At 32.5% G+C, this 10788-nt stretch carries 16 protein-coding genes; 7 read left to right on the top strand and 9 right to left on the bottom strand.

Going from position 1 to position 10788, the window contains the following annotated elements; all coding sequences use genetic code 11:
* Positions 1-113: 113 nt before the first annotated feature.
* A complete protein-coding gene (locus IJQ68_RS06250) occupies positions 114-1523 on the bottom strand; it encodes a hypothetical protein (protein ID WP_292798322.1) in 1410 nt (469 codons plus the stop codon).
* Between the two features lie 61 nt (positions 1524-1584).
* On the bottom strand, positions 1585-1794 hold the full coding sequence (locus IJQ68_RS06245; protein ID WP_292798320.1) for a hypothetical protein: 210 nt from the start codon (positions 1792-1794) through the stop codon (positions 1585-1587).
* Positions 1795-2588: 794 nt separating this feature from the next.
* On the opposite strand from IJQ68_RS06245, the gene IJQ68_RS06240 reads away from it, so the two are divergent.
* On the top strand, positions 2589-3350 hold the full coding sequence (locus tag IJQ68_RS06240) for a DNA/RNA nuclease SfsA (protein ID WP_292798318.1): 762 nt from the start codon (positions 2589-2591) through the stop codon (positions 3348-3350).
* Here IJQ68_RS06240 and IJQ68_RS06235 read toward each other — a convergent pair whose 3' ends face one another.
* Both IJQ68_RS06235 and IJQ68_RS06230 read right to left on the bottom strand, forming a co-directional pair.
* The gene (locus IJQ68_RS06235; RefSeq protein ID WP_292798316.1) at positions 3351-3884 is read right to left on the bottom strand and encodes a DUF367 family protein; all 534 of its coding nucleotides are present in this window, start codon (positions 3882-3884) and stop codon (positions 3351-3353) included. It lies immediately after the preceding gene.
* 2 nt (positions 3885-3886) lie between these two features.
* Positions 3887-4543: a hypothetical protein gene (locus IJQ68_RS06230; protein ID WP_292798314.1), complete on the bottom strand. Its 657-nt coding sequence runs from the start codon at positions 4541-4543 to the stop codon at positions 3887-3889.
* Positions 4544-4645: 102 nt separating this feature from the next.
* Here IJQ68_RS06230 and IJQ68_RS06225 point away from each other — a divergent pair, with 102 nt between their 5' ends.
* Together IJQ68_RS06225 and IJQ68_RS06220 are read left to right on the top strand one after the other, a co-directional pair.
* Positions 4646-5182, top strand: a complete 537-nt coding sequence (locus IJQ68_RS06225) for a nicotinamide-nucleotide adenylyltransferase (protein WP_292798312.1) — start codon at positions 4646-4648, stop codon at positions 5180-5182.
* A 47-nt stretch (positions 5183-5229) separates the two neighbouring features.
* Entirely contained in the window at positions 5230-5667 is a 438-nt protein-coding gene (locus IJQ68_RS06220) for a molybdenum cofactor biosynthesis protein MoaE (protein ID WP_292798310.1), read from the top strand.
* Between the two features lie 179 nt (positions 5668-5846).
* On the opposite strand, the gene IJQ68_RS06215 is transcribed toward IJQ68_RS06220, so the two are convergent.
* From IJQ68_RS06215 to IJQ68_RS06200, 4 genes are read right to left on the bottom strand one after another with little or no spacing between them, the layout of a single operon-like run.
* Positions 5847-6053, bottom strand: coding sequence for a molybdopterin-binding protein (locus IJQ68_RS06215; RefSeq protein WP_292798308.1), 207 nt, complete (start codon positions 6051-6053; stop codon positions 5847-5849).
* 9 nt (positions 6054-6062) lie between these two features.
* Positions 6063-6269 carry a molybdopterin-binding protein gene (locus tag IJQ68_RS06210; protein ID WP_292798306.1) on the bottom strand — a complete coding sequence of 69 codons (207 nt, stop codon included), beginning with the start codon at positions 6267-6269 and terminating at the stop codon, positions 6063-6065.
* A gap of 9 nt (positions 6270-6278) precedes the next feature.
* Positions 6279-6485, bottom strand: coding sequence for a molybdopterin-binding protein (locus IJQ68_RS06205; protein WP_292798304.1), 207 nt, complete (start codon positions 6483-6485; stop codon positions 6279-6281).
* 23 nt (positions 6486-6508) lie between these two features.
* Positions 6509-6715 carry a molybdopterin-binding protein gene (locus IJQ68_RS06200; protein ID WP_292798302.1) on the bottom strand — a complete coding sequence of 69 codons (207 nt, stop codon included), beginning with the start codon at positions 6713-6715 and terminating at the stop codon, positions 6509-6511.
* Between the two features lie 166 nt (positions 6716-6881).
* Between IJQ68_RS06200 and tsaA the strand changes: the two genes are divergently transcribed.
* Positions 6882-7367, top strand: a complete 486-nt coding sequence (gene tsaA, locus IJQ68_RS06195) for a tRNA (N6-threonylcarbamoyladenosine(37)-N6)-methyltransferase TrmO (protein ID WP_292798300.1) — start codon at positions 6882-6884, stop codon at positions 7365-7367.
* A 37-nt stretch (positions 7368-7404) separates the two neighbouring features.
* Here the strand turns inward: tsaA and IJQ68_RS06190 are convergent, their stop codons facing one another.
* The gene (locus tag IJQ68_RS06190) at positions 7405-8433 is read right to left on the bottom strand and encodes a M42 family metallopeptidase (RefSeq protein WP_292798298.1); all 1029 of its coding nucleotides are present in this window, start codon (positions 8431-8433) and stop codon (positions 7405-7407) included.
* A gap of 374 nt (positions 8434-8807) precedes the next feature.
* Between IJQ68_RS06190 and IJQ68_RS06185 the strand changes: the two genes are divergently transcribed.
* From IJQ68_RS06185 to IJQ68_RS06175, 3 genes are read left to right on the top strand one after another with little or no spacing between them, the layout of a single operon-like run.
* Positions 8808-9050: a helix-turn-helix transcriptional regulator gene (locus IJQ68_RS06185; RefSeq protein WP_292798296.1), complete on the top strand. Its 243-nt coding sequence runs from the start codon at positions 8808-8810 to the stop codon at positions 9048-9050.
* A gap of 5 nt (positions 9051-9055) precedes the next feature.
* The gene (locus IJQ68_RS06180; RefSeq protein WP_292798294.1) at positions 9056-9787 is read left to right on the top strand and encodes a DUF4013 domain-containing protein; all 732 of its coding nucleotides are present in this window, start codon (positions 9056-9058) and stop codon (positions 9785-9787) included.
* A 10-nt stretch (positions 9788-9797) separates the two neighbouring features.
* A complete protein-coding gene (locus tag IJQ68_RS06175) occupies positions 9798-10619 on the top strand; it encodes a DUF4013 domain-containing protein (protein WP_292798292.1) in 822 nt (273 codons plus the stop codon).
* Positions 10620-10788 lie beyond the last annotated feature (169 nt).

Here is a 10788-nt window from a genome sequence, read left to right as displayed (position 1 = left end):
GTTTATCCCTGATTTTAATTGTTAAAATTAAAATAAAAAAATTATTATCGTTTAAATTTGAATTGGAGTGCCTTGAGAAAAATTAAAAAAATCAATGAAAATAAACACAATTACTATAAATTTTCAATGTCGAGAACTATAGTATAAACTGCAGAACCTTCTTTTGCAAAGTTATTTGTAATTGTAGTATTTTCTATATACACATCACCATCTGCATAAACAGCACCTTTTGTAAGAATAGAGTAACTATCATCAACACAACCAGTTATTTTTGAATCTATTAATGATACACCACCATGAGTGTATATTGCACCACCTTCACCAGCATTACACGTATCAAATGTTGAATTAATAATAATTAAATCATCACTGCCAGTTATGTAAATAGCACCTTTAGATGTATCAGTATAATATCCACAGTTATCAAAAGTTGAATTATTTATCATATTTACGGACTTAGTATAAAGAACACCACCAATAGGAGCCATGTTATTATTGAATATTGAATCCTTAATACTGTCAATTTTACCTTCAGTATAAATGACACCACCATTTTCTTGAGCAAGATTCTCAGTAAAATTAGAATTATTAATTTTCGTAACAGAATTTTCATTACTTATATAAATAGCACTACCATTTTTTGCCCAATTTAAACTAAATACTGAATCTTCAATCAAATCAATAATTCCATTAGTATAAATAGCAGCACCCCTTTCAGTAAAGCCATAGCTACCTTGCCTATTACTATTAAATGTAGAATTCTTAACAGAGGTTACAGAATTTTCATTAGAAATATAAACAGCACTCCCTTCATTAGATTCAAAAATAGAATTTTCAATTAAAGGAATATTGCCTGCATAAATAGCCCCTGCTTTTGAACTTGCTTTATTTTCTGAAAAATATGAATTATTTAATGTAACAGTACCTGTTGTATAAATAACTCCACAAGTTGCAATAGTATTGTCTATAAATTTAGAATTTTGAATATTAATATCACCAGTTGAATAAATAGAACCGTTTACATTAGGATGAGACCAATCATCAATATTACTATCTTTAAATGTACAATCTACAAAATTTAAAGTACCTTCAGAATAAATTGCATGAAATGCTGTGACAGTTTGAGCATCCCAATCATGATATACCCCACCAGCATTTTGAATTGTCAAGTTTTTCAAAGTAACAGTCACACCTTCAGAAATATTAAATAATGCTGCCGCATTAGAACCATCTATAGTTGCACCATTACCATTGATAATTAAATTTTTCGTTATGTTTATCCCTGTTTGAGGATTTCCCTCATTATACTTATAATTATATTCCAGAGTAATCTCATCACCCGCTGAATCGATTACATCCTTTAAATTAGAAAATGACTGTGTTTCAGTAGGTGCTAATAGAATTCCATTATCATTAGCATCAGCCAAAACATCTATATCAGTATTATCACTAGCAGATACAAATTGCATTGAGAATAACGCGATAATACATAAAATCAAAATAATATATTTCTTATTTTTCAAATTATCACTCCATTAAAATATTTTTAACTTTTTCAATACGTTTTTGTAATTAAGGGACCTTTCATATGACCCCCTTGCTAATAACCCTACTGTATATCAGCCTTGAAATTCCAATTCTTTCAATGATTCTCTCATCGAAATTAGTGAATAAACATTTTTCAACCCATTTACTTTCTAAAAGTCCGACCACCGAAGAAGCCGAACCAGGATTTTGACTTTCAGTTAATACAAAAATTGTAATTAATTTATGCATTACGTCTTTAAGTTTCAATTTAATCCCCGTTTTTGTAATTAATTAAACGAGAGTCAAATCAAATTAAACTTAATAGGGAATCAAAGTAATAATAAGATTAATTTATTACATCTAGAATTAAATCAACAAATTCTTATAAGTAATATAGCCGATTATGATCATGTGTTAAAGACGTATTTTATAACCGATTTTCCTGATTATATGCATCAGTAACCACTAAACCAAATTATACCAATCATAATTTTTTGTTAACGAAAATTAACTCAAAATTTTGATTCGCACTAAATTTAAATAAGATTTGCTCATCCAATGAATATAAATCAATATATTTTTACTTAAATTCTTTTAAAATTGAATTTGAGATAAAGAAAAGCCATCCCAAATTGGATACTTTCCAATATCCATATCAATTTATTATAAAGTGAGTCAATATAACGACGTTTATCTAAAAGAATACTAACAAATTCAATATTTTTTAAACATGTTAAATTCTTTTAAATTCGATGAAAATGACTCAGATTAATTATTTGTCAATGAAAGTATATATAAATATCGTATTTTTTAAAAAAAGCTCAAATAATCAAATAAAGGCTTAAAAATATGTGAAATAGACATTATTTAGATTTAAATTTCCATGTATAAATAAGACTACATATAACCAAAGCATAACACATTTACCAAAAAAATATCTTTAAGATAGTTAAAAGAATAACATAGATATACCATTATTAGTTATTAAAAAATTTAAAAGAGTTATACAAAACAATTGAAAAATAAAACAAATTATAAAAAATGAATGAAAAAGGAATATCATGACAAAATATTTATTTAAAAACACATTAATTGAAGCAATAATTGTAAAAAGAAACAGCCAATTCACATTGGATGTGGACATTGACGGAATTGTTGAAAAGGTTCACTGCCCGACAACGGGAAGAATAGGAGATATTGATTTGAAAAATGTAGCATGTCTCATATCACCAAGCGACAATCCCAATCGAAAAACAAAGTATACCCTTGAAGCGGTTTCTGTAGATAACCTTGATGTTGAAGAAAAATCATGGATCGGAATAAACCAGATAGCTTCCAACAAATATATAGAATTTTTCATCAGTGAAGGCCTCTTTAAAGATGTTGTAGGTGATTTTGAAAGCATTTCCCGTGAAGTGAAACTGGGAAAGTCCAAACTTGATTTGCTGGTGGACAATACATATCTTGAAGTCAAGACTCCCCTTCAGACGCTGCAGGTAGAATACGGAAGCGACATCAAAAGAAAAAAGGTCACTCCTTTTTCATCAACGGACAGATTCGTAAAGCATATGAATGAACTGGCAGGAAGCCTTAAGGACAATGAACGGGCAATTTTATTAAACACATTCCAATATGACAATCCTGGCTTTAAAATTATCAATAAAAGTACCAACTATGAGGAGGTCAGCTCAACCGTTAAAGACTGCGTTGAAAAAGGCGTTGAAATATGGCAGGTTAACATGAAAATAGATGCCGAAGGCGTTGAGCTCATTAAAGTCTGGGATATCAGCGAAATCTTTTTAGACGGCTCTGCATGGGATTAGTTAATCTTCACCGAAACTGATTCCCTTTTCAGCCAAAAAGTCGTTTTGAGCCTGAACCACTTCAGCGCTTGTGTCGGCCTCGGAATAGCTTTCAAGCAAATCATGGTTAAGTTCAAGAAATGTGTGTCCCCATTTGAAGCCGTTCAAAATATCTCGTGCCTCATCCTTAAATCTAGTAATATATAAAGTAGCAGAAATAGCTTCAACTGTTGATAATATGCATGGCTTTCCGTAGTTTACGGGGTTTGTCGCTATTAGAAACGGCAATGATCTGTGGTATTTTGATAGGGAAAAGAATTTTTTAGAACTTGACACTTCGTTCCATGAACAGTCAAGTCCTACAATTCCTCTTCTTTGAACAAATCGGTAGTCTTCATATGATACAGCCTTTTCAGCATACGGGTTCAGTACAATAGCTCCGCTGGGAATCTTATTGATATTATAGACCAACCGGCATTTGCCCAGCTTTTCCATTTTTATGGACGTGCATTTTTTCCTGTCGCATTCGTCTGCGTGAAAAACTGTAATCTTCATGTTTATCCTTGTATTGCAGATAGGTTTCCTGCATTTACCTGATGTATCAGGTCGATTTGTTCTTTGAATTCATCTTCGCTTAATCCGAATTCCTCATTAACGGACGGTACATCATTGCTTTGCTTTAAGGATACTGTTTTAAGCAACGGTTCAATATAATTGGTGTATGCATCACCGAAGGTATTTAAAGTGAAGTTAACCTTATTTAAATCACCGAATATTGCATAAATCACATATCCCTGTGTTTCCTGCTGTGATTCACAGATTATGATACCCATTGACTGATTTGGGTTTACATCTGTAGTGTTGTTGACAACAGGCATCGCTTCGCCAAAGTAAATGTTCCAGTCATTTCCATTGTATGAACGTTGTTCAGGACCGACTACTCCCTGGAACTGATATATTTCCATTAATGCGGAAGAATTGTCTAAAGTTGTTAAGTTATAAGTAATATTATGTTCATTATCAGTGTATGATGCCACAAATGACTCATTGGTATCTGCCTTTACGACATCACCTGAAAATGATCCTGCCATGAAATCTGTTGAAAACTCGGTTGTCGGACCATTGTTGGTAAGTGAGCCGGTTGCAAAGACAGCTGCAAGTATTGCAATTATTACAACGACCGCGCCGATAATTATCATGTTTTTCTTTTCCATTTTAAAACTCCGTTAATTTTTTAACAATTATAATTATAATAAAAGTATTTAATATAACTTTACTTAATAGTATTATATAATAAGTTCATTAGGTGATAGAAAATGGATAATAAAGTTCGAGGTATTTTAATCGGTAGGATGCAGCCTATCCATAATGGTCATATACAGGTTATTAAAAAAGTTTTGGAAGAAGTTGACGAAATCATTATCGGTATTGGAAGCGCCCAGCTAAGCCATGAACTGAAAGATCCTTTTACTGCCGGTGAACGTATTGTTATGGTTACGCAGGCTTTGGCTGAAGAAAACATTGATCCTGGCAGATATTACATCATCCCTATGGAGGACATTAACTTCAACGCCATCTGGACTGCTCACGTAAAGATGATGACCCCTCCGTTTTCCATAGTCTATTCAGGTAATCCATTAGTTAAGCAGCTCTTTGCAGAAGAGGGATATGAGGTCAGAAATCCGCCGTTATACGACAGGCTGCATTTGTCAGGAAGCGAAGTGAGAAGAAGAATGCTTGCCGATGAGAACTGGCAGGAACTTGTGGCAGACTCAACTATTGAAGTCATGGATGAGATTGACGGTGTTTTAAGACTTAAAAATTTATCCGTAAAAGAGATTAGTGATTTATAACAATAGTTATATACCATTATGATTATAATAATAAATGAGGTTATATTATGGTTGTAAAAGTAATTGAAGGAAAAGAAGATAAAGTGACAATGCACGATTTGCTCGATGACTTGAAGAAAAATACAAAAATCGACTACTGCGGCGCAATATTTTCTTTTGAAGGAATAGTTCGTGGAAAAGAAGAAAACATGGATTTGGAAAAACTGATCCTGACAACACCCGACAAAGAAAAGACCAAAGAGGAAATTGAAGCTATTGTAGAAAATGCAAAAATAAAATATAATGTAGCTGAAATATCCGTCGTACACTACCTTGGAGAATTCTACACAGGAGACAGCTTATTTTTAGTGGCAGTTTTAGGCAATCATAGGGGAGAAAGCCTTGACGCACTTAAAGAAGTCATTGAAAAAGTCAAATTTGATGTTGAATTCAAAAAAGAGGAAATCTCCAAACAGGGAACAAAGACCATCCTTGCAGGAGGATAAATGAGCATAATCTTAATTATTAAGTTATTAATACTATTTTTTGCAGTGTATTTCACGATAAAGCATTTAAAATTCATAATAGTATTAATTTTACTTATAATTATTCTGTTTATATTGCCTGGTTTTTTAGGCTACAGTTTGATTTAAAAAAAAGAGTTTAAGAACTGGAATAATCCAGTCTATTTACCAATAATTACTTCAGTTGATTTAATTATTGCAGTTACGTCATCACCATCTTTTAAACCTAATCTTTCAGCAGATTCTTTAGTGATAACAGCAGTGATAGTGTTAGGTTCACTTACTTCGATTTTGATGTTAGCCATTACAGCACCTAAATCGACACTAGCAACTTTACCTTTTAATTGATTTCTTGCACTAAGTTCCATCCAAATCACCTATTTACCTACAATAACTTCTGTTGATTTAATTAAAGCAACAACATCGTCACCTTCAGCTAAACCTAACCTTTCAGCAGACTCTTTAGTAATAACTGCAGTAATAGTATTAGGATCTTCAACCTCAATTTTAATATTAGCCATTACAGCACCTAATTCAACACCAGTTACTTTACCTTTTAATTGATTTCTTGCACTATATTCCATCCAAATCACCTATTTACCAATAATAACTTCAGTAGATTTAATTAAAGCAGATACATCATCACCTTCAGCTAAACCTAACCTTTCAGCAGACTCTTTAGTAATAACAGCAGTAATAACACCAGGTTCACTTACTTCAATTTTAATATTAGCCATTACAGCACCTAATTCAACACCAGTTACTTTACCTTTTAATTGATTTCTTGCACTTAATTCCATTTTAACCTCTCCATAAAACTTATTTATTTACCTACAATAACTTCAGTTGATTTAATTAAAGCAACAACATCATCGCCTTCAGCTAAACCTAATCTTTCAGCGGATTCTTTTGTAATGACCGCAGTAATTACATTTGGTTCTGACACTTCGACCTTAATATTTGCCATTACAGCACCTAATTCAACATTTGTTACTTTTCCTTTTAATTGATTTCTTGCACTAAGTTCCATTTAATACATCTCCTATAAGTTGTATGTTAATATGTTGTATCGAATTGTATATAAATGTTTCGTTTTTTGGCAAATAAAGAATTTTGAAATCGATTACTGAAAATGCTTCACATCGATAGAATCGAAATGAAATAATATATTAAAGAGTAAATTCAAAAATAGGTATATGAAAATAGAACTGGAATCAATAGGAACAATTCATACACAATTTACAGAAATTGAAGGAATGCCAATCCAGCCTACTGGAGCAAAGGGTGTAAAAGGCTGCATTATTATTGAAGACAAATTTGTTGATGGCCTAAAGGATTTGGGGGATTTTTCACACATCAATATTTTATATCTTCTCCATAAGGTCGACGGATATTTTCTCGAAGTAAAGCCCTTTATGGATAACGATACACATGGCGTATTTGCAACAAGATCACCTAAAAGGCCAAACCGCATAGGCTCATCTGTTGTAAAAGTAGAAAAAGTTGAAGGAAATAAAGTATACGTTTCAAATATAGATGTACTCGATGGAACACCACTTTTAGATATCAAACCTTATGTACCTCAATTATATGAAGACACTATTGATGATTTAAAAATAGGCTGGTTTGAAAATAACCACACAAAAGCAAAATCACAAAAATCAGATGACAGATTTAAATAGGAAAGTTATATTATAACTTCCCTTAAAAATTCTTTTTTTATAAGCCGTTAATGGCTGCAACAATCAATTGAATTGTTGATTCCACATCGTCCATACTGCACACGCTTACAGGAGTGTGGATGTATCTTGTAGGGACTGATAAAACACCGGTTGGAATACCTTCACGGGTCAGGTGAATTGCAGTACCGTCAGTTGTTCCGCCGTCACTAACTTCCAATTGATAATCTATGCCGTTTTCATCACCTGCATTAATAAGCAAGTCTTTAACGGACTGTTGGGTTAATATTCCACGTCCGCTTGCATCCGCTAAAATGATAGCCGGACCTTTACCCATAACCACTGGTGCCTCTTCAGGTTTGATTCCCGGATGGTCACCAGATAAAGTTACGTCAAGTGCAATAGCTAAGTCCGGATTTAATTTGAATGATGAAGTTTTTGCTCCTTTAAGACCTACCTCTTCCTGTACGGTTCCGACACCGTAAACGGTAGCTCTGGTTTCAACTCTTTTTAAGACTTCCATCATGACATAACATCCCACACGGTTATCAAGAGCCTTACCCATAATCAGATTGTTAGGATATTCGACAAACAATGCATTGAAGGTCATTTTGTCTCCGATACGGACCATCTTTTCTGCATCTTCCTTGTCTTTTGCACCAATGTCTATAAACATGTCATCCGCTTTGACAACTTTGTTTCTTTCTTCCGCTTTGGTTACGTGAGGTGGTTTTGAACCTATAACACCGACAATGTCATCTCCAACACTGCTGTGGATGGTTACGGTCTGATTCATCAGCATCTGATCGTTGATTCCACCGATATTTGAGAATTTAATAAAACCATTATCATCAATATATCTTACCATTAAACCGATTTCATCCATATGGGAAGCTAACATGACTGTAGGTGCTTTTTTCTCACCTTTTTTGGTAGCAATCAGGTTTCCCATGCTGTCACGTTCAATAGTATCAGCAACATCCTTTAATTCTCTTTCAATAATTTTAGCGATTTCTTCTTCGGAACCGGATACTCCCGGTGCTAAAGAAAGTTCTCTCATTAAATTCATCTTATCACCATTATAGATTCTAAATTTTTTAATATATAAAAATTATTTTAAGAGTAATGAGTTAAAAATATTTTCTTATTATATAAATGTTTCGATTTTAAATTTTTTATTAAAAACTAATTATTCCACCATAATTTAAAATTTAAGGATAATACATAATTTTACCATAATTTATAGAAAAATTAAAAATATTTAAAATAAATAACTTAATTTAAATAGTTTTTAACATAGTTAAATTAATTTAATTAATTAAAATAAAAATAGTTAACTTTATATACTATGTCGTATAACATTAACATAAGTAATTTTATTTTAACAGAATTACTTGAAGTACTTAAATACTTTTTGCAAAAAGAAATTAATTTATGATTATTATGAAAACAATGATCAAATATTTAAGACAGGAGCTCAAAATGAGCCAAAAAGAACTCGGGGATAAAGTTGGCGTTACACGTCAAACCATCAATTCTCTGGAAAATGGTAGATATAACCCATCTTTATTTCTGGCCTATGAAATAACACAAGTTTTCAATAAAATGTTATTCAAAGGTAATCGAGAAAAATACTTCGTTATAGAAGAAATATTTCTCTTTGACGAAGATTACTATTGGGAGTGAAAAAAATGATTTTAGATATATACAAGGATTCACTAGAATATTCAGCTAAAGACTGGAAAACACTTATAATACTGGGAGTAATCTCCATATTCAGCTTTTTATTACTGCCGGCATTTTTGATTACAGGATACAATTACAGGGTCATAAACACTGCAGTTCACGGAATAATCAATGGAAGAGACCCTATGCCTGAATTTGACGGCATAATAGACATGTTCATTGATGGAGTGAAAATTGTAGTTGTTCAAATAGTTTATCTGCTTGTTCCTGTTGTGATATTTCTGATATTTGCACTTGTTGCAAGCCAACTCATCGGTGTGGCATCCACTGCAATAATGCTTATCGGAAGCTTAATTGCTTTTGTTGCCCTTGTGATTTCCTGCCTAATGAGCCAAATGGGAATCTGTCATATGGCATACAATGACGGTGCACTGTCAAAAGCATTCGCAATAAGTGAAATAAAAGAAGTGATTGATGAAATCGGATGGTTTGAATGCATCATAACATATGTGGGATTAATTATTATAACCGTAGTATTGTCACTTGTTGTAACCACAATCATTGGTCTGATCTTTACAGTATTCGGACTTTCAGGATTTGCTTTAGGAGTTGATGCAAGCGGCATATTCGCTTTAGGTGCATTAATCAATATACTAATAACCACATTCATTGTCGGACCATACTTAAGTATCTTCAACTCAAGATCCATAGGATTACTCTACACTACACAAATATAAGGTGAAAAATATGGCAAGCATAACAGACAACATTTCAGAAGGATTGAAATATCCCTTCAATGACCCGAAAAAGCTCGTAACATTCGGAGCATTTTTTGCAGCATTGAATATCATATTCTTTGCAATAACTGAACTGAGCGTTAAGATAGTCAGAGTATTTGCTGTGACACAAGGAAACACACTGGCATTCAAGTTTTCACAAATCCCTCAGGATAATGTATATGCAATTGCCATATTGGCCATAATCAGCTTCATTATCTCATTAATAATTATGGGATATCAGTATAACGTGATGAAATTCTCGATTGATGAAAAAAATGACCTTCCGGGATTCAGCAATATTGTTAATATCCTGATTAATGGAGTGAAATATTTTATCGTGAGCTTAATTTATAACATCATTCCAATAGTCGTGCTTGTATGCGGCGTTGAACTGATGGCTGTTCAGAACGGTGATTATATAGTTTCAATCATATCATTAATCCTCTTCATAATATGCAATTTCCTCCTCATTATGGGACTGGCAAACATGATTGACAGCGATAAATTTACAAAGGCATTCGATTTAAGGGAAATAACAGACAAAATTGCCAATCTCGGATGGGTCAGATATGTTGGAATAATCCTTTTTGCTGTTATAGTCTATGTGATAATCATGATATGCGTCGGCATAATACTAATGATTATATCAACATTCATTGCATTGGCCGTCAATCAGGCGATTATCTTAACAGCCATAATATCAATAATAGAAGGACTGTTCATTTCCCCATACATAAGCATATTCTTCAATAGAGTATACGGATCTATTTACAGAGAGTCAATTCAATAATTGAACTCTTTATTTTTTTAAATTTTAACAAAATCTGCCATCTTTTTAGAAAGAATAATTGATTGTTAATAACTTATTATTAAAAGGTGATAAAATGAGTAATTATGTAATAGAAACTGCAAACTTATCAAAAAAATATTCAAATGATTTGGTTGTGAATTCCATCAAC

The organism is Methanobrevibacter sp. (assembly GCF_017447225.1).
Classification (GTDB): Archaea; Methanobacteriota; Methanobacteria; order Methanobacteriales; family Methanobacteriaceae; genus Methanocatella.
Note: the sequence above shows the minus strand (reverse complement) of the source record. Positions and strands in the feature narration are given on the sequence as shown.